The sequence below is a fragment of the Marinobacter sp. MA genome (genome assembly GCF_048298425.1).
GTDB classification, from domain to species: domain Bacteria; phylum Pseudomonadota; class Gammaproteobacteria; order Pseudomonadales; family Oleiphilaceae; genus Marinobacter; species Marinobacter salsuginis.
Map to the genome: position 1 here is coordinate 1,825,607 of NZ_CP103058.1, position 21,681 is coordinate 1,847,287.

Consider the following 21,681-nt stretch of genomic DNA (forward strand, 5'->3'; position numbering starts at 1 on the left):
ACCCCGGTCAATTGCCCGTTAATAGCCCATGGCCGACGAAGTGCTCCTCCTCGGGTCCGCGCCACCATTGAGAACACCGTCTTCGTCAATCAGGATGCTCTGGATGGCGCCCATAGCTGATCCGCCTACCACCTTATGGCCGCGTTCCTCCAGCAGTCGAATGGTGTCCGGGCTGATGCCCTGTTCGATCCGGATTTCATCCGGCAGCCACTGGTGATGCATGCGGGGTGCGCTCACGGCGGTCTGAACGTTCATGCCATGATCAATCACATTGAGGATCACCTGCAAGGTGGTGGTAATGATCCGGGAGCCCCCGGGGCTGCCGGTAACCAGAACGTTCTTGCCATCCTTTTTCACGATGGTGGGCGACATGGAGCTCAGCATGCGCTTGCCGGGCTCAACCTTGTTGGCTTCGCCGCCGATCAGACCATAGGCGTTGGGTACACCGGGCTTGGCACTGAAGTCGTCCATTTCGTTGTTAAGCAGGAAACCGGCGCCTTCCACCGTAATGCCGGATCCGTAACTGAAATTGATGGTGTAGGTGTTTGATACCGCGTTGCCCCATTTATCCACCACGGAAAAATGGGTGGTTTCAGGACTTTCCCAGACAGCCGGCTGGCCGGGATTGATGTCGCTGGCTGGTCGTGCCCTGTCCGGATTAATGCCTTTGCGGAGTTCGTCTGCGTAGCCTTTGCTGGTTAACCCCGCCAGTGGCACCTCCACATAATCGGTGTCGCCCAGGTATTTTGAACGGTCGGCGTAGGCCAGTTTCATGGCTTCGGCCATGTGATGAATCGCATCAGCGGAGTTGTGGCCAAACTCGGCCATCGGGAAGCCTTCCAGGATATTCAGGATCTGGACAATGTGGGTGCCACCGGAGGAGGGCGGCGACATGGAGAAAATATCGTACCCGCGATAGTTGCCGTAAACCGGCTCTCGGACTACCGGGCGGTAGTCTTTGAGGTCCTGGTGCGTGATCAGGCCGCCATTTCGTTCCATTTCGCTGGCAATCAGATCGGCCGTTTCGCCTTCGTAAAAGCCTTTCACGCCATTGTCGGCAATGCGCTGGAGTGTTGCCGCCAGTTCCGGCTGTCGAAAACGTTCTCCGGGCTGCCAGGCGCCGCCGTCTTCCTTATAAAAGGTGTCACGGGTGGCGGGCCATCGCTCGAGTCTCTCCCGGGCCTGCTCCAGACCTTCAGTAAAACGCTGGGGCACCACGAAACCCTCTTGGGCAAGCTTGATGGCTGGCGCCAGTGCCTGCTTGAGGGTAATGGTGCCGTGGCGCTCCAGCGCCAGTGCCAGGCCGGCAACCGTTCCTGGAACCCCTGCGGCCAGGTGGGTAAAACGACTGCGGTTCTTGACCACCTCGCCGGATTCGTCCTGGAACATGGTTTCTGTGGCGGCAGCGGGCGCTTTTTCCCGATAATCAATGGCTTCCGGATCTGAGCCGTCGCCCCTGGAAATCAGCATGAAACCGCCACCGCCAATGTTGCCGGAACGAGGCTGGGTGACCGCCAGTGCGAAACCGGCGGTAACGGCTGCATCGATTGCATTCCCGCCGTTTTTCAGCACTTCCAGAGCCACCTCGGTGGCCAGTGTGTGACTGGTGGCAACCATGCCGTGGGTTGCGGTAACCGGGTGAAACCGTTCACCCTCGAGAATGGCCTGTCCGAAGGCCGGCGTGGTGGTAATTAAAAAGGCCAGGGCGGCCGCAATCGAAAGGCGGCCTGAGCGCCCCGTGGAGACGTTTTTGATTGTGCGTTGGTAGAGGCCTCTGTCCATATCTCCATTCCTCGTTTCTGGCGTTCAGATAGGCTATGATAGCCGGTCATTTTCATAGGTGCGTACCGTTAACCTGCCGTTAATGTCGGCGGTGATTCCCCGACGTACCTGCTTTCCCGGATTTCAGTTAAGGAAAGGCTTTCATGGAGCATACCTATCGTCTTGTGATTTCCTGCCCCGACCGGGTGGGAATTGTCGCCAAGGTGAGTAATTTTCTGTCTACATACAATGGCTGGATTACCGAGGCGAGTCACCATTCCGACACGCAAACCGGCTGGTTTTTCATGCGGCACGAGATCAAGGCCACCTCGATACCGTTTGGTCTGGACCAGTTCCGGGCGGCGTTCGAGCCGATTGCCCGCGAATTCAACATGAACTGGCACATCGCCGATTCGGCCCAGCCGAAGAAAGTGATCCTGATGTGCAGCAAGGAATCCCACTGTGTGGCGGATCTTTTGCACCGCTGGCACAGCAAGGAGATCAACGCCGAGATAGTGGCGGTCATCTCCAACCATGACGACCTGCGCCGGATGGTGGAGTGGCACGAGATTCCGTATCACCACGTACCGGTCAGCAAGGAAAACAAGGCAGATGCCTTCGCCCATATTGATGAGCTGTTCCAGAAATACGAAGCCGATGTGGTGGTGCTGGCGCGCTACATGCAGATCCTTCCCGGCGAGCTCTGTGAGAAATACTCCGGCAAGGTGATCAACATCCATCACAGCTTCCTGCCGTCCTTCGCCGGTGCTCGCCCTTATCATCAGGCCTACAGTCGCGGTGTTAAGCTGATTGGTGCCACCTGCCACTACGTGACCCAGGACCTCGACGAGGGCCCGATCATCGAGCAGGACGTTATCCGGATCACCCACAGTGACTCCATCGAGGATATGGTCCGCCTCGGTAAGGATGTCGAGAAGAACGTGCTGGCCAGGGGCCTGCGTTCTCACATCGAGGATCGGGTGATCACCTACGAAAACAAGACAGTGGTGTTTGATTAAGGCTGCCTCACAGTTGCCCCGGAGAGGGTGCGACTGTGGTAGACTTGGCGGCTTGTTGAAGAATAACTATGGGGCCCGGAAACGGCCCTGATACGACTTCCAGATAACGCAAAGGAACCTTTCTCGATGGGTGAGTTAGCCAAAGAGATCCTGCCGGTCAATATTGAAGACGAGTTAAAACAGTCCTACCTCGATTACGCCATGAGCGTGATCGTCGGGCGGGCGCTTCCGGATGTGAGGGATGGCCTCAAGCCGGTTCACCGCCGTGTCCTGTTCGCCATGTCCGAACTGAACAACGACTGGAACAAGGCCTACAAGAAGTCCGCCCGTGTTGTGGGTGATGTTATCGGTAAATACCACCCCCACGGTGACTCTGCGGTATACGACACCATCGTTCGTATGGCCCAGCCATTCTCCCTGCGGTATCCGTTGGTGGATGGCCAGGGTAACTTCGGTTCCATCGACGGCGATAACGCGGCCGCCATGCGTTACACCGAGATCCGCATGGAGAAGATTGCCCACTCCCTGCTGGCGGATCTGGACAAGGAAACTGTCGATTTCGTTGACAACTACGACGGCACCGAGCGGATTCCCGAGGTTCTGCCTACCCGGGTTCCCAACCTGCTGGTGAACGGTTCCTCCGGTATCGCCGTTGGCATGGCCACCAATATTCCGCCGCACAATCTCACGGAAGTCGTGAATGGCTGTCTGGCGCTGATTGATAACCCGGATCTGACCATCGATGAACTGATGGAATACATCCCGGGCCCGGATTTCCCGACCCAGGGCATTATCAATGGCCGTGCCGGCATTGTTGAGGCCTACCGTACGGGCCGTGGCCGCATTTACATCCGCGCCCGTCACGAGATCGAGCACGACAACAAGACCAACCGCGATGCCATCATCATCACCGAGCTGCCGTATCAGCTGAACAAGGCCCGCCTGATCGAGAAGATCGCCGAGCTGGTGAAAGAGAAGCGTCTTGAAGGTATCTCCGAGCTGCGGGATGAGTCCAACAAGGAAGGTATCCGGGTGGTGATCGAGCTGCGTCGGGGTGAGAACCCGGATGTTGTGGTCAACAACCTGTTTGCCCAAACCCAGCTTGAGACCGTGTTCGGCATCAACATGGTTGGCCTGATCAATGGTGAGCCGAAGACCCTGAACCTGAAGCAGTTGCTGGATGCGTTCGTTCGTCACCGTCGTGAAGTGGTGACCCGCCGGACCATTTACGAACTGCGCAAGGCCCGTGAGCGCGGCCATATTCTGGAAGGCCTGACCGTTGCCCTGGCCAACATCGACGAGATTATCGAGTTGATCAAGGCCTCGCCGTCTGCCGCCGAAGCCAAGGAAAAGCTGGTTGCCAAGGGCTGGTCCCCGGGCGATGTGATGGCCATGCTGGAGCGTGCCGGCCAGGACGCCTGCCGTCCGGATGACCTGCCGGAAATCTACGGTCTGCGTGAAGGTCTGTACCATCTGTCTCCGGAACAGGCCCAGGCGATTCTGGATCTGCGTCTGCACCGTCTGACCGGCCTCGAGACCGAGAAGCTGCAGAACGAGTACAAGGAAATTCTCGAGAAGATCGCCGATCTGCTCGATATTCTGGGCGACCCCGAGCGACTGCTCCAGGTCATCCGGGAAGAGCTGGAAGCGATCGTCAGCGAATTTGGTGACGAGCGTCGTACCGAAATTACCAGCTCCCGTCGCGACCTGACCATCGCCGACCTGATTGATGAAGAAGATCTTGTGGTGACCATTTCCCACAGCGGTTATGCCAAGACCCAGGCCGTTGAAGACTATCAGGCCCAGCGCCGTGGTGGTCGCGGCAAGGCAGCCACCTCCATGAAGGACGAAGATTTCGTCGAGAAGCTGCTGGTGGCCAACTCCCACGATACGATTCTGTGTTTCTCCAACCGTGGCAAGGTTTACTGGCTGCGGGTGTTCGAGATTCCACGCGCCAGCCGGGCATCTCGCGGTCGGCCCATGGTGAATATCCTGCCGCTGGAGGAAGGTGAGCGTATCACCACATTCCTGCCGGTTCGTGATTATCCGGAAGACCAGTTCGTCCTGATGGCCACCTCTGCCGGTGTGGTCAAGAAGACGCCGTTGCCGAACTTCTCGCGTCCGCGCAGCACCGGTCTGATTGCCCTGTCCCTGGACGAAGGCGACACCCTGATCGGCGCGGCCATTACCAAAGGTGATGCCGAAGTCATGCTGTTCTCGACTGCCGGCAAGGCGGTGCGCTTTAACGAGGAAGCCGTTCGCCCGATGAGCCGGACCGCCCGTGGTGTTCGCGGTATCAAGATGCCCGAAGGTCACCATGTGGTGTCGCTGATTATTCCGCAGGAGGGCGGGGTTATCCTGACCGCCTCGGAAAACGGCTACGGCAAGCGGACCGCCATTGACGAGTTCCCGACCTACAGCCGGGGCAGTCAGGGCGTTATTGCGATGCAGTGCTCCGAGCGCAACGGTAACCTGGTAACGGCCCTGCAGCTGTTCGAAGGCGACGAGATGATGCTCATCTCTGACAAGGGCACGCTGGTTCGTACCCGGACAGACGAAGTGTCGGTTCTGAGCCGGAATACTCAGGGCGTGCGCCTGATCAAGCTGAGCCAGGAAGACGAGCGCCTGGTGGGCGTTGAGCGGATCGCGGAAACCGACGACGAAGAGCTCGACAGCGAAGGCAATCCGATTGTTGCCGACGAGAGCCCGCAAGAAGGTGACGAAGGCGAGAGTGCCGGCGAAGAATAAGCCGGCACTTGCCACAGACAGATTCAGTAAGACGTGAGAGAAAGCAGCAACATGAGCAGGGCGTATAACTTTTGTGCAGGTCCGGCCACCTTGCCGGAAAGCGTGCTTCGTCAGGCGCGGGATGAAATGCTCGACTGGCGTGGTACCGGCATGTCGGTGATGGAAATGAGCCATCGCAGCGACGAGTTTGTCCAGATTGCCGAGACTGCTGAACAAGATCTGCGTGAACTGGCCGGCGTGTCTGACGACTACGCCGTTCTGTTCATGCAGGGCGGGGCGTCCAGCCAGTTTTCCACCATTCCCCTGAATCTGCTGGGCGAAAAAGGCTCCGCTGACTACGTGAACACCGGCATCTGGTCCAAGAAGGCCATTGCCGAGGCCAGTCGCTATGGCAACGTGAACGTAGTGGCGAGTTCGGAAGACAGTGGCTTTACCACGATTCCGGACCAGTCATCCTGGCAGATCAGTACTGACGCGGCGTACCTGCACTACACGCCCAATGAAACCATCGGCGGTCTGGAATTCGATTTTGTTCCGGACAGCCCGGCGGTTCCGTTGGTGGCGGATATGTCTTCCACTATGCTTTCGCGGCCGGTGGATGTGTCGAAATTCGGTCTGATCTATGCCGGCGCCCAGAAGAACATCGGTCCCTCGGGTCTGGTAGTTGTGATTATTCGCAAGGATCTCCTGGGCATGGCCCGCAAGGAGACGCCGACCATGATGAACTATCAGGTGATTGCGGATAACGGTTCCATGTACAACACCCCGGCTACTTACTCATGGTACCTGGCCGGCCTGGTATTCAAGTGGCTGAAAGAGCAGGGCGGTGTGAAGGCGATGGGTGAGATCAACCTGCGCAAAGCCCGCAAGCTCTATGACTTTATCGATACCAATGAGTTTTACGCCAACCCGATTGACCCGCGCTTCCGGTCCTGGATGAACGTTCCATTCACCCTGGCTGATGACGCCCTGAATGGTGAGTTCCTCAAGGGAGCGAATGCCCGTGGCCTGTTGAACCTGGCCGGACATCGCTCGGTTGGCGGTATGCGTGCGAGCATCTATAACGCGATGCCCGAAGCCGGTGTCGATGCGCTGATTAACTACATGACCGAATTTGCGAAGGAGCGTGGCTGATCATGAGTGACGAGCAGGTTCGGCTCGGAGAGCTGCGGGACGAGATCGATCAGATTGATCAGAAGATCATGGAGCTTATCAGTACCAGGGCCGCCTGTGCCCAGGAAGTGGCCCATGTGAAGATGACCGCTAATCCGGGACAGGACGTCTTTTTCTACCGCCCGGAGCGGGAAGCCCAGGTGTTACGGCGCATCAAGGAGCAGAATCCGGGGCCGCTTTCCGGTGAGGAAATGGCGCGTCTGTTCCGGGAAATCATGTCCGCCTGTCTGGCGCTTGAAAAGCCCATGCACATTGCTTTCCTGGGGCCCATTGGCACCTTTACCCAGGCTGCAGCGCTCAAGCATTTCGGTCACTCGGTGGTCAGCGTGCCACTGCCGGCTATCGACGCGGTGTTCCGGGAGGTTGAATCGGGAGCAGCGCATTACGGTGTGGTACCGGTCGAAAACTCCACCGAGGGAATGATCAACCATACCCTGGATATGTTCATGTCCTCGCCGCTCAAGATCTGCGGTGAGGTTCAACTGCGGATCCACCATCATCTATTGGTGTCTCCGAAGCACGGCGACCAGGAAATTACCCGGATTTATTCCCATCAACAGTCCTTTGCCCAGTGCCGGCAGTGGCTGGATACCCATCGCTACGGTATTGAGCGGGTTACCGTTTCCAGTAATGCGGAAGCTGCCCGGCGTGCCGCCGAGGAGCCGGGAACAGCAGCCATTGCCGGAGATATGGCGGCCGAGCTCTATGGTCTGCAAAAGCTGGCAAACAGCATCGAGGATCGACCGGACAATACCACCCGATTCCTGATCATTGGGCGCGAGGAGGTGCCGGCCAGCGGTCACGACAAGTCGTCCATTCTGGTGTCCATGCGCAACAAGCCTGGGGCGCTGTATCAACTCCTTGAACCGTTCCATCGCCACGGCCTCAGTCTCACCAGGATCGAAACGCGGCCGTCGCCGAGCGGTACCTGGGCCTATGTGTTCTATATCGATTTCGAGGGACACATGGAAGACGAGCAGGTCCGTAAGGTGCTGGCGGAAGTGGATGAAGAGGCGGTTGAGCTAAAGCGTCTGGGCTCCTACCCGATTGGCGTGCTTTGAGTAGTTGCAACAGCCTTTTTGAGCAAAGAATGTCGAGGACAATGTATGGCGATTGATTACCAGAGTCTGGCGGTTCGCGGCGTACAGGCGCTCTCACCCTACCAGCCTGGCAAGCCGATCGAAGAGCTGGCAAGGGAACTGGGTCTCAACCCGGCGGAAATCATCAAGCTTGCCAGCAATGAGAACCCGCTCGGGCCCAGCGAGAAAGCCCTTGAGGCGGCGCGGCAGGCGTTGTCGGAACTTTGTCTGTACCCCGACGGTAACGGATTCAACCTGAAACAGGCGTTGTCGAAGCGCCTCAACGTTGGAATGGATCAGATTACCCTTGGCAACGGCTCGAACGACGTTCTCGAAGTGATCACCCGCTGTTTCACGGATGCTGATTCCGAAGTTGTTTTCTCCCAGTACGCATTCGCCGTTTATCCTCTGGTGACCCAGGCTATCGGCGCCAAGGGCGTTTCTGTGCCTGCCCGGGAATGGGGGCACGATCTGGATGCGATGGCCGAGGCGGTCACCGATCGTACTCGCCTCGTGTTTGTCGCTAACCCAAACAACCCCACGGGTACGGTTCACACAGCGGAAGCCATCGAGTCGTTCCTGAAAAAGATTCCCGAGAACGTGCTTGTGGTCCTGGATGAGGCCTACTGCGAATACCTGACGGGTGATCAATACCCGGATGGCGTCGAACTGTTGGACCGCTTCCCGAATCTCATCGTTTGCCGCACGTTTTCCAAGGCCTGGGGGTTGGCCGCACTCAGGGTGGGGTACAGCATCTCTTCAACGGCCATTGCCGACATTCTCAATCGGGTGCGCCAGCCGTTTAACGTGGATACCGTTGCCCTGTCCGCAGCCACGGCTGTGCTTGAAGACGAGGAATATCTCCAGCGTTCCCGCGATGTGAATACAGCCGGTCTGCGTCAGTTGCAGGACGCATTCGACCGGATGGGACTCAGCTACATTCCGTCAGCGGGGAATTTCGTGGCCGTGGAAGTGGGAGAGCAGGCCATGGGCGTGTACCAGTCGCTGCTGGCTCATGGTGTGATTGTCCGGCCCATCGCTGGCTATGGCATGCCCAGGCATCTGCGGGTGTCTGTCGGCCTTCCGGAAGAGAACGAGCGCTTTATCGAGGCGCTGGCCCAGGCCCTGACCGCATCGGGGCTAAGCGACTGACATGGCGTCTTCCGAGCCTTTGTTCAAGCGGGTCGCGGTGATTGGTCTGGGGCTGATTGGTGGCTCCCTGGCCAGTGCTATCCGTCGCAACGGACTGGCCGACACGGTCGTTGGCGCGGACCAGCGTCATGAGGAACTGCAGCTTGGCAAAGAGCTGGGCGTGATCGATCAGGCGGCCACGGCGGTGTCTGATGCCGTGCGGGGTGCCGATCTGGTTGTGCTGGCTGTACCAGTCAGGGCAACCCGGGCGGTTCTTGAGCAGATTCGTCCCGCATTGGAACCGGACGCCATTCTGACCGACGTGGGTAGCACGAAGTCCAGCTTCGTGAATGATGTTGAGGCCGTGTTCGGCAGTCTTACGTCCCGGGTCATTCCCGGCCATCCGATTGCTGGCTCCGAGAAGAGCGGCATTCGGGCGGCGAATCCCGAGTTGTTCGCTAACCACAAGGTGATTCTTACGCCGCCTGAAGGCGTCAGTCAGCCGCATCTTGCCCGGCTCAGGGCCTTATGGGAGGGCTGCGGGGCCACGGTGCTGACCATGTCGGTGGCGTATCACGACGAGGTGCTGGCAGCCACCAGCCATCTGCCGCACCTTATCGCTTTCTCCCTGGTGGATACCCTGGCGGGAGAAGACGAAAATATGGATATCTTCCGTTACGCCGCTGGAGGCTTCAGGGACTTTACCCGGATTGCGGCCAGCGATCCGGTGATGTGGCACGATATCTTTCTGTCGAACCGCGATGCGGTGCTTCGCGTGATTGACCACTTTACCCACGACCTCGAACAACTGCGCACTGCCATTGCCAATCAGGACAGCGCCACGTTGTTGCGGGTTTTCAGTCGCGCCAAGGCGGCGCGTGAACATTTTTCGAAGATGCTCTCAGGACAGGCTTACGTGACAAACAACAGTGAAAAGCAGGTGACGTTCCGTCTTCAGCCCGGTGGCGCGATTACCGGTGATATCCGGGTTCCGGGCGACAAGTCGATGTCGCACCGTTCGATCATGCTGGGCGCCCTCGCGGATGGCGTAACCGAAGTGAAAGGATTTCTGGAAGGCGAGGACAGCCTGGCCACGCTTCAGGCGTTCCGCGACATGGGCGTGACCATCGAAGGCCCGGACGACGGTTTCGTACGGATTCACGGCGTTGGCATGCACGGCCTCCAGGCCCCAAGGGGTCCGCTGTATCTGGGTAACTCGGGAACCGCCATGCGGCTGTTTGCCGGCTTGCTGGCAGCCCAGCCCTTTGATTCCGAGCTGACCGGGGATGCGAGCCTCTCTGGCCGGCCAATGGGGCGCGTTGCCGATCCGCTCAGGGCCATGGGTGCGGTGATCGATACCGCAGAGGGTGGTCGCCCGCCGCTGAAAATCCGTGGCGGCCAGACGTTGCAGGGAATCCACTACGAAATGCCAGTAGCCAGTGCCCAGGTGAAGTCATGCCTCCTGCTGGCCGGTCTTTATGCCGAGGGCAGTACATCGGTCACCGAGCCTGCTCCCACGCGCGATCACACCGAGCGCATGCTGGCGGGCTTTGGCTACCACGTTCACCGGGACGGTGCGACGGCCAGCGTCAGTGGTGGCGGCAAGCTGACGGCAACCAACATTGATGTGCCTGCCGATATTTCTTCATCGGCGTTTTTCCTGGTAGCGGCGAGCATCGCTCCGGGCTCTGATCTGGTCCTGCGGCATGTTGGCATGAATCCGACCCGGGTCGGTGTGATCAACATCCTGAATCAAATGGGTGCCAACATCGAGATTCTGGACGAGCGCGAAATCGGTGGCGAGCCGGTTGCTGACCTGCGGGTCCGATCAGCGGAGCTGCAGGGAATCGATATTCCGGAAGATCAGGTGCCCCTGGCCATTGACGAATTCCCGGTGCTGTTCATTGCAGCCGCCTGCGCCAAAGGGCGCACGGTTCTGCGGGGCGCGGAGGAGCTTCGGGTCAAGGAAAGCGACCGCATTCAGGTAATGGCCGATGGCCTTGCTGCCCTGGGTGTGGAAACCACCGTAACCCCGGATGGCATCATCATTGATGGCGGGCAGACCATCGGTGGCGGTACCGTGAACAGCCACGGAGACCACCGTATTGCCATGTCTTTCGCAGTGGCATCGCTGCGCGCCGCGGGAGAGATCACAGTCACTGATTGTGCGAATGTGGCTACCTCTTTCCCGGGATTTGTGGAACTTGCGCAGGGAACGGGGATCAATATCTCAGCCGAGGGGGCTGAATAATGGTTGAACGCAGTGCGCCGGTGATCACTGTTGATGGGCCTGGAGGTTCGGGTAAAGGCACGATCACCCAGATGCTGGCCCGAAAGCTTGGCTGGCACTTGCTTGACAGTGGTGCCTTGTACCGGCTGACGGCCCTGGCGGCGGTACGTCAGGGTGTGTCTCTGGATGACGAGGCTGGCCTGGTAAAGGTCGCCGCTGGACTTGATGTGTCGTTTGAGCCCACGCCTGCAGGCGAGCCGGTCAAGGTTATTCTGGCAGGGCAGGATGTGACCGCAGATATACGTACAGAGTCGGCTGGCGATAATGCCTCGAAGGTGGCCGTGATTCAGTCGGTCCGGGACGCTCTTTTGCAGCGCCAGCGCGACTTCCGGCAGACGCCGGGCCTGGTGGCCGATGGTCGCGACATGGGGACGGTGGTGTTTCCGGATGCCCCGGTAAAAATCTTCCTGACGGCAAGCGCCGAGGAGAGGGCCCAGCGGCGCTATAGCCAGTTGAAGGAGGCGGGTGTCGATGTTAATATTGACGCCCTTTTAGAGGAGATACGGGTTCGTGATGAACGGGATATGAACCGTTCCGCAGCCCCTCTCAAGCCCGCAGATGATGCGCAAGTCATTGATTCTACGGGGTTGAGTATAGAAGAGGTGTTGGACAGGTGTATGGCCGCAGCTGGTCAGGCCTGACTACACCTTTTTGTCGTTGAAATGCCGGATGTAGCGCTATCTGCCAGCCACAGGCTTAGTCCGGAACTTGTTAACAGACCGTGTTGCTGGTGGCACGGAGTACACTTGCGTTGATCATATAGGACTCATAATGAGCGAGAGCTTTGCGGATCTTTTTGAAGAAAGCCTGAAAGAAATTGACATGCAGCCAGGTTCCATCGTCCAGGGAACCGTTGTAGACGTCGATAACGACTGGGTCACCGTTAACGCCGGACTGAAGTCTGAAGGCGTTATCCCCGCCTCCCAGTTCCTTAACGAAAAAGGCGAGTTGGAAATTGCTATCGGCGACGTTGTCGATGTAGCTCTCGACGCTGTGGAAGACGGCTTCGGTGAGACCCGTCTGTCCCGTGAAAAGGCCAAGCGTGCAGAAGCCTGGAAGGTACTCGAGAAGTCCTTCGAAGCTGAGGAAGTGGTTAAAGGTATTATCAACGGTAAGGTGAAGGGTGGTTTCACCGTCGATCTGGCCGGTATTCGTGCCTTCCTGCCTGGCTCGCTGGTAGACGTTCGTCCGGTTCGCGATACCGCGCACCTGGAGAACAAAGAACTCGAATTCAAGGTTATCAAGCTCGACCAGAAGCGTAACAACGTGGTTGTTTCCCGCCGCGCCGTTCTGGAAGCTGAGAACAGTGCTGAGCGTGAAGCTCTGCTGGAAACCCTGACCGAGGGTATGGAAATCAAGGGTATCGTCAAGAACCTGACCGACTACGGCGCGTTCGTAGACCTGGGTGGTGTTGACGGCCTGCTGCACATTACCGATATGGCCTGGAAGCGCATCAAGCATCCGAGCGAAATCGTGAATGTTGGCGACGAAATCAGCGTCAAGGTCCTGAAGTTCGACCGTGAGCGTAACCGTGTTTCCCTCGGCCTCAAGCAGCTGGGCGAAGATCCCTGGGTTGATATCAAGGGTCGTTACCCGGAAGGTTCCAAGGTCAAGGCACGCGTTACCAACCTGACCGACTACGGCTGCTTTGCTGAGCTGGAAGAGGGTGTTGAAGGTCTGGTTCACGTTTCCGAAATGGATTGGACCAACAAGAACATCCATCCGTCCAAGGTTGTCCAGGTAGGCGACGAAGTGGACGTGATGATTCTGGACATCGACGAAGAGCGTCGTCGTATCTCCCTGGGTATCAAGCAGTGTGTATCCAACCCGTGGGAAGATTTCTCCAGCAACTTCAACAAGGGCGATCGCATCTCCGGTAAGATCAAGTCAATCACTGACTTCGGTATCTTTATCGGTCTGGATGGCGGCATCGACGGTCTGGTTCACCTGTCTGATATCAGCTGGAACGAGACTGGCGAAGAAGCGGTTCGTGAATACAAGAAGGGTGACGAAGTTGAAACCGTTATCCTGTCTGTTGATCCGGAGCGTGAGCGTATCTCCCTGGGTATCAAGCAGCTCGAGAGCGATCCGTTCGCCGAGTTCGTGCAGCTGAACGACAAGGGCTCCATTGTTAAGGGCACCGTGTCTGCTGTAGATGCCAAGGCGGCTACCATCGCCCTGAACGACGAAGTTGAAGCGGTACTGAAAGCCTCTGAAATCAGCCGTGACCGTGTTGAAGATGCACGCAATGCGCTGAAGGAAGGCGAAGAGGTTGAAGCGAAGATCATCAGCATCGATCGCAAAAACCGCATCATCAACCTGTCTGTGAAGTCCAAAGACGTTGAGGACGACAAGCAGGCTCTGGAAAACGTGCGGACCAAGACTGCCGAAACTTCTTCTGGTGCGACCACCATCGGTGATCTCATCAAGGAGCAGATGCAGCAGCAAAACGCCAACAAGGACTAATCGTCCGGTTGGTACGAAAAAAAACGGGCTCTAAGAGCCCGTTTTTTTTGTGTTTTTTTCTGGTTTGGCTAAACTAGGTAGTCATGGGAATCCGGTAACCGACGGCCGAATAAAAACGAAAGAGGGAAACGCCTCATGACGAAGTCCGAACTGGTCGAGCTGATTGCTTCGAAGCAAACACAGCTCTCCGTTAAAGATGTCGAACTGGCTGTAAAAACCATCATTGAGCACATGTCCCAGTCGCTTGCCGATGGTCAGAGAATAGAAATCCGGGGATTTGGCAGTTTTTCCCTTCACCACCGGGCCGCGCGTACCGGGCGCAATCCGAAAACCGGTGAGGCTGTCCAGCTGCCAGCCAAGTATGTACCGCACTTCAAACCCGGTAAGGAATTGAGAGAGCAGGTCAACGACAGCTTGAAGAAAGGCTTTTAACAGCTGCTCAGGGAACGCGTATAATTTGGGCCCTCAGGCCCCTTGGGAGTGCTATCGCTATGGCAGGATTGCAGAAGATCCTCATTATTCTGTTGGTTTTGGTCCTGGTTCTGCTGGCACTGGTATTCTCGCTCAACAATCAAATGGCAGTCTCCCTCAACTTCCTGCTGTTTGAGACCCAACCCCATGGCGTTGCCGTCTGGATTATCATGGCATTTGTTGTCGGTGCCCTCGTAGGCGTGCTGATGACCATGCTGGCCACCGTTCGAACCTCGGTGTCCCGGCGAACCCTTCAGAAACGACTTGATCGCGCCGAGCAGGCATTGGAGAAATCCAGGGCCCAGAACGACCGGACTCTTTAATGGATATCGTACTTCAGTGGCTGCTGCTCACTGTTGCAGTCGCCGTTGGCTGGCTTGTTGGCCGGCTGGGAAGCAATGACAACCGATCCGGCAAAACGATTTCCGACGAGGAATCGGTTAAGGACCGTCTCCAGTTCCTTTTCACCAACTATTCTGACCAGGCCGTTGAAAACTTCGTTCAGTCCCTTGCGGTAAACAAGGACACCGTCAGTTTGCACCTGTCCATCGGAAGCCATTTCCGTAATAAAGGCGAAACGGACCGGGCGATCTTGATCCACCAGAATCTTCTGGCCAGGCCCGAGTTACCTCCGCGTTTCTCGCCACAGGTCACCCTTGAGCTCGCCCGGGATTACCTGAATGCCGGTCTGCTTGACCGTGCTGAGGCACTGCTGCATCAATTGATGGGCGACAAGGACTACGGGCGGCATTCCTCGCAACAGCTTATTGATCTCTACCAGCAGGAGAAGGAATGGGCTAAAGCAGCCGAGGTCGCACGAGCGCTGACCCGAGGCGATGCCGACCCGGCCATGTTCAAGGTGCTGGCCTATTTAACCTGTGAGCTGTCCGAAGAGTCCCTGAAGCAGGACGACCGGTGGGCTGCGCAGAAGCTGGCCAGGGAAGCGCTCGATTACGATCGCTCCTGTGTTCGGGCCAACCTCATTCTGATGAAGCTTCTGGTTCGTCAGGGCAGTTACCGAGAGGCCAGCAACCAGTGCCTCAAGGTGTTCGAGCAGAACGCCGAGTTCGGGCCGGAAGCCATCGACCGCTTGATGAAGCTTGAGCACGAGCATGGTGACATCGGGCGGCTGGCGAAAAAACTGCGCAAGCTTTATGAAAGCTATCCGAGCACCAGCCTCCTTCTGGCCCTTGTCGAGTCCGTGGAGCGTGCCTCGGGGCGTCCTGCAGCCATCGATTTGCTTAGGCAGGAACTGGAAACACGCCCGAGTGTGCGCGGCCTGCTCAGACTGGTGGAAATGGCCGGCTACGAAAAGGGCATGACCACCGATGAGGGCAGGCTGGTGAGCCGCATCGGTCACCTGATACTTGCCAACCGTCCGGTTTATCGCTGTGTCAGTTGTGGTTTCTCAGGTCGTCAACTGCACTGGCTGTGCCCGAGTTGCAAGCAGTGGGAAACCGTCCGCCCGATTCAGGGTGTTGAAGCCGAATAAACCTTTATCGAATCTCCGCAGGAAAAGTGAACGTGCAAACCGCTAACGATCCCAAGATCATCGTCGCCCTCGATTTTCCGTCCCAGAATCCGGCCCTTGAGCTGGTCGACAAACTGGACCCGGCCAAATGTCGCCTGAAAGTGGGCAAAGAACTGTTCACCCGCTCAGGCCCGCAACTGGTCGAGGGGCTGCAGAAGCGTGGATTCGACGTATTCCTGGACCTGAAATTCCACGATATCCCCAACACCACGTCAGCTGCCGTTGCAGCTGCGGCCGACCTCGGTGTCTGGATGGTGAACGTTCATGCATCCGGCGGCGAAAAAATGATGACCGCCTGCCGCGAGCGCCTTGACGCCTTCGGTACTGGTCGCCCGCTGTTGATTGCTGTGACCGTCCTCACCAGTATGAACGCCGATGATCTGGCAGGCATCGGCATCACCGATTCCCCGGAAACCCAGGTGTCCCGCCTGGCAACCCTCACCAAAAACTGCGGCCTCGACGGAGTCGTCTGCTCGGCGCAAGAGGCACCGAAGCTCAAAGCCGAGCAGGGCGCCGACTTCAAGTTGATTACCCCGGGAATCCGCCCCCTGACGGCGGATAAAGGCGACCAGCAGCGAATCATGACGCCCACGGATGCCCTCAAAGCCGGTTCCGACTACCTGGTAATCGGTCGCCCGATTACTCAGGCGTCTGATCCGTTGGCTGCCCTGGAAGCTATTCACGCTGAGGTGATAAGCCTATAGCTTTGTCTGGCCTTTGAGTCCTGACCTAGCCTTCTGGCTATGGGGCTGGTGGCGTATGGGCGCCCTCCCAAAAAACGCTACGAGCACATCCATGTGCGCTTGGCTGTGGCCATCCATGGCCACAGACATTTTTGGGAGGGCGCCCATACGCCACCGTCACGAACATGGCAGTTATAGTCCAATGCTCGAATCGCCAGTCCGTGGAGAGAAAATCGGTCTGAATGGGAAAGGCAGGTCTGACAAGTCGGTCCGGCTTTGAGGCGTTGGCTCATCTCTATTCGTTTTTCGGTATCCCTGAAACGTCTGAACGGGCCGGCCAGAAGGTCTTTCCAAAACTGTAGAGGGCCAGGGATGGCCCGATTCAAGCGCACACGGACGTGCTTGTAGCGTGTTTTGGAAAGACCTTCTGGTTGGCCTGCCCCCGAGCCAAGCAGGCTAGGGCAGGAGTGTACCCAGACAACCACAGCCAGAATCAAAACCGAGACAATAAAAAACCCGCTAACTCAGAGAATTAGCGGGCTTTTAGAATAGTGGCTCCCCGAGCTGGGCTCGAACCAGCGACAAACGGATTAACAGTCCGTTGCTCTACCAACTGAGCTATCGGGGAACGTCGTCGTGTGACGAGGCGCGTATATTAAGTTGGCTATACCGCCCCGTCAACCCCTGGCCAGAACTTTTTAGCCGAGCGCTTTCTGCAGACGTTCGATCGCCTTTTCCAGGTTGTCCATGCTGGTGGCGAAGCTCAGTCGCATGTGGCCCGGGCAACCGAAGGCTGAGCCAGGAACCAGTGCCACACCGGCGTCGGTCAGCAACTTCTCGGCGAATTCAACGTCGGTGCTGACGCTGGAGTCGGCATCAATAGCGCCCTGGAAGCTCGGGAACACGTAGAAGGTCCCATCGCCGTTCAGGCACTCAACGCCCGGGAGCTTGTTCAGAGCGCCCACGAGCCAGTCATGACGTTCTTTGAATGCCTTGACCATCTCGCCCACGCAGGCCTGATCACCGTCCAGCGCAGCCTGTGCCGCCGCCTGGGAGATGGAGGCGGGGTTGGAAGTGCTCTGAGACTGGATCTTCTTCATGGCGCCGATGATTTTCGCCGGGCCGGCGGCGTAGCCGATACGCCATCCCGTCATGGAGTAGGCTTTGGAAACGCCGTTCAGCACGAACGTGCGGTCATACAGCTCAGGCGTGGCGTTCAGGATGTTGCAGAACGGCTTGCCGGTCCAGAGGATCGGCTCGTACATGTCGTCCGTGGCGATCATGATGTTCGGGTGTTTCTTCAGCACCTCGCCGATGGCCTGCAGCTCTTCGAGGGTGTAGGCCATGCCGCTCGGGTTGGAGGGGCTGTTGATCACGAACAGGCGGGTACGTTCGGTTATGGCGTTTTCCAGCTGTTCCGGAGTGATCTTGAAGCGAGTCTCGGCGCCGGTTTCGATGATGACCGGTTTGCCCTCGGCAACCAGTACCATGTCCGGGTAGGAAACCCAGTAGGGGGCCGGGATGATGGCTTCGTCACCGGGGTTCAGTGTGGCAAGTGCGAGGTTGAAAAAGCTCTGTTTGCCACCACTGCTTACCAGTATCTCGTTCGCTTCGTAATCCAGGCCGTTGTCCCGTTTGAACTTCGCAATAATCGCTTTTTTCAGGGCGGGCGTACCATCCACGGCGGTGTACTTTGTCTGGCCGTTATTGATGGCTTCAATGGCTGCCTGTTTGATGTGATCAGGTGTGTCGAAGTCCGGCTCGCCGGCACCCAGGCCGATAATGTCCTGGCCTGCTGCGCGGAGTTCCGCGGCCTTGTTGGTGACTGCGAGAGTGGGAGAGGGCTTGATAGCCTGTACTCGGCTGGAAAGTTGAAGGTCCAAACTTGCGCTCCTTAAAGCTGCGTCTGATAGGGCTGCGACCGCCGGGTGCCAGAGCTGCTGGCTGATTTCTGCCCAGCCGTCGATCGCACTGATGGTATCATGAAGCCAGTGTATCGCTAAATTTCTCTAATGGTAGGGACCATAACGCCCCTGCCTCGGTTTTACCGGAGGTTTTCGCCAGTTATGGCCAGTAATCAGGCAAACGTTTCCGCCAGGGAGGGTGTGTTCAAAGTAGATTCACCGTTCCAGCCAGCGGGCGATCAACCCAAGGCGATCGAGGGGCTGGTAGATGGCATTCACTCCGGTCTCGCACACCAGACCCTTCTGGGGGTAACCGGCTCCGGTAAAACCTTCACCATCGCCAATGTGGTTCAGGAGGTTCAACGGCCAACGATCATCATGGCCCACAACAAGACGCTGGCAGCCCAACTTTACGGTGAGTTCAAGGAATTCTTTCCGGACAACGCCGTGGAGTATTTCGTCTCTTACTACGACTACTACCAGCCCGAGGCCTACGTGCCCTCGTCGGACACGTTTATCGAAAAAGACGCGTCCATCAACGAGCACATCGAACAGATGCGTCTGTCTGCCACCAAGGCGTTGTTGGAAAGGCCGGACGCCATCATCGTGGCAACGGTTTCGTCCATCTACGGTCTGGGTGATCCCCAATCCTATCTGAAGATGATGCTGCACCTGGATCGCGGCGATCAGATTGACCAGCGGTTTATTTTGCGGCGCCTGGCCGAGCTTCAGTACACACGGAATGACGTTGAGTTCCACCGGGCCAATTACCGTGTTCGAGGCGATGTGATCGATGTGTTTCCTGCGGAATCCGAGAAAGAGGCGATCCGCATTGAGCTGTTCGATGATGAGGTGGAGAATCTCAGCTATTTCGACCCTCTGACTGGCGAGGTTCTTCGCCGTGTGCCCCGGGTAACTATCTATCCGAAATCGCATTATGTCACGCCCCGGCAGACGGTTCTGGATGCAGTTGAGCACATCAAGGTGGAGCTGGATGAGCGGCTGCAGCAACTACGGGACAACAACCGCCTGGTGGAAGCGCAACGCCTGGAAGAGCGCACCCGGTACGACATCGAAATGATGCTGGAACTAGGCTATTGCAACGGCATCGAGAACTACTCGCGCTATCTATCCGGTCGCCGGCCCGGTGAGGCACCGCCGACACTGTTTGATTACCTGCCGCCCAACGCTTTGCTGGTGGTGGACGAGTCCCACGTAACCATTCCCCAGATCGGCGCCATGTACAAAGGTGACCGTTCCCGCAAGGAAACGCTGGTCGAGTATGGATTCCGCCTGCCATCGGCGCTGGACAACCGGCCCATGAAATTTGAAGAGTGGGAGCGGATTGCGCCGCAGATGATTTTCGTATCGGCTACGCCGGCGAACTACGAGGCCGAGCACGCCGGGCAGGTAGTGGAGCAGGTGGTTCGACCCACCGGCCTGCTAGATCCGGAAATCGAGGTGCGCCCGGCCTCTACCCAGGTGGACGACCTGCTTTCCGAGATTAATGCCCGGGTGAAAGTTAAGGAACGGGTTCTGGTGACAACGCTGACCAAGCGCATGGCGGAGGATCTGACCGACTTCCTGATGGAGCATGATATCAAGGTTCGCTACCTGCATTCGGACATCGATACCGTAGAAAGGGTGGAAATCATCCGGGATTTGCGGCGAGGTGAATTCGATGTACTGGTGGGGATCAACCTGTTGCGGGAAGGTCTGGACATGCCCGAGGTGTCTTTGGTGGCCATCCTCGACGCTGACAAGGAAGGGTTCCTACGGTCGGAACGTTCATTGATACAGACCATTGGCCGTGCCGCGCGGAATGTTCACGGTAAAGCCATTCTCTACGGCGACCGAATCACAGGTTCTATGCAAAGAGCTATTGATGAAACCGAGCGCCGGCGCGCGAAACAGCAGGCCCACAATGACGAATTCGGCATCACGCCCCAGGGCCTGAACAAGAAGATTGCGGACATCATGGAAGGTGCAGGTGGCGGTGGTCGAGGCCGTCGCAAGGCCGAGCGCCCGGGACAGAAAGCGGCGGAAGAGGCAGAGCAATACAGGGCGAAAGCCGGAAACCGGTCGCCGGAGGAAGTTCTCAAAGAAGTGTCGCGGCTGGAGGACGAAATGTACAAAGCCGCGTCCGAGCTGGACTTCGAGACGGCGGCCCGTCTTCGGGACGAGATTGCCGAGCTGAAGGAGGCGGCCTTGCGAACCGCATGATCAGGCCGGCCGCTTTGGCCCCACAATGACTGCGGCCTGCAAGGGCTGGTTCCTGCCATAGCGGGAGATCTGGCTGAACACCCTTCGGTCGACCGGCAGGTATTGTTTGTCGGCCACTGTTTCGCCCGCCTCGGCGTCGATTTCCGGATCGTGCAGGTACACAAACTGGTCATCAATCGCGCACACCGTCACCCAGTGGGGAACGCGGCTGCGGTTTAACTGCCAGGTGCTGATCAGGATGACCGGAACTCGCCCTTCGTGGAGGGCTTCCTCCATGGCTTCGAGGGTCAGGGGATCATGGTGCAGCTGGATGTCGGTCTGGCCGATGTCATGAAGAAACCCCTCATGGACCAGTTCCAGAACGCGTTTCTTGTCCTCGCTTCTGACGGTGTCCTTGAACAGCGCACCTTCCATGCTGATCCACGCGCTGGCTTCAAAGCCCCGGTTCCAGGCAGCCAGTGCCAGTCCATGAGGGCCGCAGCCACCATGGCCGGCCAGCATGAATATGGTGGTCGCCTCCCGCCAGAGTCTGAGCTCCTCGAGGGTTGTGAGCGGTTGCTGCTCATCCAGGGCGGCCATGGCCATGATCAGTGCGGCGGGGCCACAGGAAAAATCCGTGGTCTGTGGGTAGTAGGGGACAGCCGGAAATTCCCTTGAAGGCTCGTAGAAGAGAATCCGGCGCTCAAAGCGCAGGGCGTCGCCATGGTCCTCATAGTAATCCCGATAGGTGCCAAACTGGCGGTAGCCCAGCCGACTGTAAAGAGCGATCGCGCCCTTGTTATCTTCACGGACTTCCAGGCGCATGATGATACGGCCAGCGTCCACCGCTTCGGATTCCGCCTCACGCACCAGTTTCTCGCCCACACCCCGGCCCCGAACAGTCGGTGACACCGCGATGGAGTAGATCCGCGCCAGCCGGGTAGCAGCGCTCATCAGAACCAGGCAATAGCCCACAAGTTCGCCATTGGCTTCGGCGATTATCAAGCGGTCCCTCGGCATCTCCAGGAAACGGCGAAAGCTGCGCCTGGAAAGTCGGTCCTCTGTGAAACACCGGTTTTCAAGCTCAACCAGGGCGTTGAGATCCTTGCTGGTGGCTTGTCGTAGCTGGAAATCAGGCATTGAGATGCGGCCTTGAGAAGAGCTTGGAGGGCATGCTGGTGGGCTTCCCGTATTCGGCTATTATGGGTGAGAGCAAGGGTAAC

General features: G+C 57.9%; 16 protein-coding genes and 1 tRNA gene. 13 read left to right on the plus strand and 4 right to left on the minus strand.

Annotated elements, in window-relative coordinates; all coding sequences use genetic code 11:
* Positions 1–18: 18 nt before the first annotated feature.
* Complete coding sequence (gene ggt / locus NUW46_RS08490) at positions 19–1,782, minus strand: gamma-glutamyltransferase (RefSeq protein ID WP_418141840.1); 1,764 nt, start codon at positions 1,780–1,782, stop codon at positions 19–21.
* Positions 1,783–1,925: 143 nt separating this feature from the next.
* Between ggt and purU the strand changes: the two genes are divergently transcribed.
* The 12 genes from purU to pyrF all read left to right on the plus strand — a co-directional run bounded on the left by purU (position 1,926) and on the right by pyrF (position 16,373).
* Positions 1,926–2,780, plus strand: coding sequence for a formyltetrahydrofolate deformylase (purU, locus tag NUW46_RS08495; RefSeq protein ID WP_069184603.1), 855 nt, complete (start codon positions 1,926–1,928; stop codon positions 2,778–2,780).
* A gap of 126 nt (positions 2,781–2,906) precedes the next feature.
* Complete coding sequence (gyrA, locus tag NUW46_RS08500) at positions 2,907–5,528, plus strand: DNA gyrase subunit A (RefSeq protein WP_069184604.1); 2,622 nt, start codon at positions 2,907–2,909, stop codon at positions 5,526–5,528.
* A gap of 51 nt (positions 5,529–5,579) precedes the next feature.
* Positions 5,580–6,662, plus strand: a complete 1,083-nt coding sequence (serC, locus tag NUW46_RS08505; protein ID WP_305966217.1) for a 3-phosphoserine/phosphohydroxythreonine transaminase — start codon at positions 5,580–5,582, stop codon at positions 6,660–6,662.
* Positions 6,663–6,664: 2 nt separating this feature from the next.
* Positions 6,665–7,762 (plus strand): prephenate dehydratase, encoded by a 1,098-nt coding sequence (gene pheA, locus NUW46_RS08510; protein WP_418141841.1) that lies wholly within the window; start codon positions 6,665–6,667, stop codon positions 7,760–7,762.
* Between the two features lie 45 nt (positions 7,763–7,807).
* A complete protein-coding gene (hisC, locus tag NUW46_RS08515; RefSeq protein WP_418141843.1) occupies positions 7,808–8,932 on the plus strand; it encodes a histidinol-phosphate transaminase in 1,125 nt (374 codons plus the stop codon).
* 1 nt (position 8,933) lies between these two features.
* Positions 8,934–11,162, plus strand: a complete 2,229-nt coding sequence (locus NUW46_RS08520; protein ID WP_418141844.1) for a bifunctional prephenate dehydrogenase/3-phosphoshikimate 1-carboxyvinyltransferase — start codon at positions 8,934–8,936, stop codon at positions 11,160–11,162.
* Positions 11,162–11,842, plus strand: coding sequence for a (d)CMP kinase (gene cmk, locus NUW46_RS08525; RefSeq protein WP_418141845.1), 681 nt, complete (start codon positions 11,162–11,164; stop codon positions 11,840–11,842). The genes NUW46_RS08520 and cmk overlap by 1 nt, the downstream gene beginning before the upstream one ends.
* A gap of 130 nt (positions 11,843–11,972) precedes the next feature.
* Positions 11,973–13,667 (plus strand): 30S ribosomal protein S1, encoded by a 1,695-nt coding sequence (gene rpsA / locus NUW46_RS08530; RefSeq protein ID WP_014576794.1) that lies wholly within the window; start codon positions 11,973–11,975, stop codon positions 13,665–13,667.
* 135 nt (positions 13,668–13,802) lie between these two features.
* Positions 13,803–14,099, plus strand: coding sequence for an integration host factor subunit beta (locus NUW46_RS08535; RefSeq protein ID WP_008172061.1), 297 nt, complete (start codon positions 13,803–13,805; stop codon positions 14,097–14,099).
* Between the two features lie 59 nt (positions 14,100–14,158).
* Positions 14,159–14,461 carry a LapA family protein gene (locus tag NUW46_RS08540; RefSeq protein WP_064230620.1) on the plus strand — a complete coding sequence of 101 codons (303 nt, stop codon included), beginning with the start codon at positions 14,159–14,161 and terminating at the stop codon, positions 14,459–14,461.
* On the plus strand, positions 14,461–15,630 hold the full coding sequence (gene lapB / locus NUW46_RS08545; RefSeq protein ID WP_418141847.1) for a lipopolysaccharide assembly protein LapB: 1,170 nt from the start codon (positions 14,461–14,463) through the stop codon (positions 15,628–15,630). The genes NUW46_RS08540 and lapB overlap by 1 nt, the downstream gene beginning before the upstream one ends.
* 32 nt (positions 15,631–15,662) lie before the next feature.
* Positions 15,663–16,373, plus strand: coding sequence for an orotidine-5'-phosphate decarboxylase (gene pyrF, locus NUW46_RS08550; RefSeq protein ID WP_305966214.1), 711 nt, complete (start codon positions 15,663–15,665; stop codon positions 16,371–16,373).
* Positions 16,374–16,904: 531 nt separating this feature from the next.
* On the opposite strand, the gene NUW46_RS08555 is transcribed toward pyrF, so the two are convergent.
* Positions 16,905–16,980, minus strand: a tRNA-Asn gene (locus tag NUW46_RS08555).
* A gap of 70 nt (positions 16,981–17,050) precedes the next feature.
* Positions 17,051–18,235: a pyridoxal phosphate-dependent aminotransferase gene (locus NUW46_RS08560; RefSeq protein ID WP_418141848.1), complete on the minus strand. Its 1,185-nt coding sequence runs from the start codon at positions 18,233–18,235 to the stop codon at positions 17,051–17,053.
* Between the two features lie 183 nt (positions 18,236–18,418).
* Here NUW46_RS08560 and uvrB point away from each other — a divergent pair, with 183 nt between their 5' ends.
* Positions 18,419–20,479, plus strand: a complete 2,061-nt coding sequence (gene uvrB / locus NUW46_RS08565) for an excinuclease ABC subunit UvrB (protein ID WP_418141849.1) — start codon at positions 18,419–18,421, stop codon at positions 20,477–20,479.
* Here the strand turns inward: uvrB and rimI are convergent, their stop codons facing one another.
* Positions 20,480–21,598: a ribosomal protein S18-alanine N-acetyltransferase gene (rimI, locus tag NUW46_RS08570; protein ID WP_418141850.1), complete on the minus strand. Its 1,119-nt coding sequence runs from the start codon at positions 21,596–21,598 to the stop codon at positions 20,480–20,482. It lies immediately after the preceding gene.
* Positions 21,599–21,681 lie beyond the last annotated feature (83 nt).

Bases quoted from the DNA above. Each gene is read 5' to 3' on its own strand.
- ggt (WP_418141840.1), bottom strand. From the start codon at position 1,782: ATGGACAGAGGCCTCTACCAACGCACAATCAAAAACGTCTCCACGGGG.
- purU (WP_069184603.1), top strand. From the start codon at position 1,926: ATGGAGCATACCTATCGTCTTGTGATTTCCTGCCCCGACCGGGTGGGA.
- gyrA (WP_069184604.1), top strand. From the start codon at position 2,907: ATGGGTGAGTTAGCCAAAGAGATCCTGCCGGTCAATATTGAAGACGAG.
- serC (WP_305966217.1), top strand. From the start codon at position 5,580: ATGAGCAGGGCGTATAACTTTTGTGCAGGTCCGGCCACCTTGCCGGAA.
- pheA (WP_418141841.1), top strand. From the start codon at position 6,665: ATGAGTGACGAGCAGGTTCGGCTCGGAGAGCTGCGGGACGAGATCGAT.
- hisC (WP_418141843.1), top strand. From the start codon at position 7,808: ATGGCGATTGATTACCAGAGTCTGGCGGTTCGCGGCGTACAGGCGCTC.
- NUW46_RS08520 (WP_418141844.1), top strand. From the start codon at position 8,934: ATGGCGTCTTCCGAGCCTTTGTTCAAGCGGGTCGCGGTGATTGGTCTG.
- cmk (WP_418141845.1), top strand. From the start codon at position 11,162: ATGGTTGAACGCAGTGCGCCGGTGATCACTGTTGATGGGCCTGGAGGT.
- rpsA (WP_014576794.1), top strand. From the start codon at position 11,973: ATGAGCGAGAGCTTTGCGGATCTTTTTGAAGAAAGCCTGAAAGAAATT.
- NUW46_RS08535 (WP_008172061.1), top strand. From the start codon at position 13,803: ATGACGAAGTCCGAACTGGTCGAGCTGATTGCTTCGAAGCAAACACAG.
- NUW46_RS08540 (WP_064230620.1), top strand. From the start codon at position 14,159: ATGGCAGGATTGCAGAAGATCCTCATTATTCTGTTGGTTTTGGTCCTG.
- lapB (WP_418141847.1), top strand. From the start codon at position 14,461: ATGGATATCGTACTTCAGTGGCTGCTGCTCACTGTTGCAGTCGCCGTT.
- uvrB (WP_418141849.1), top strand. From the start codon at position 18,419: ATGGCCAGTAATCAGGCAAACGTTTCCGCCAGGGAGGGTGTGTTCAAA.
- rimI (WP_418141850.1), bottom strand. From the start codon at position 21,598: ATGCCTGATTTCCAGCTACGACAAGCCACCAGCAAGGATCTCAACGCC.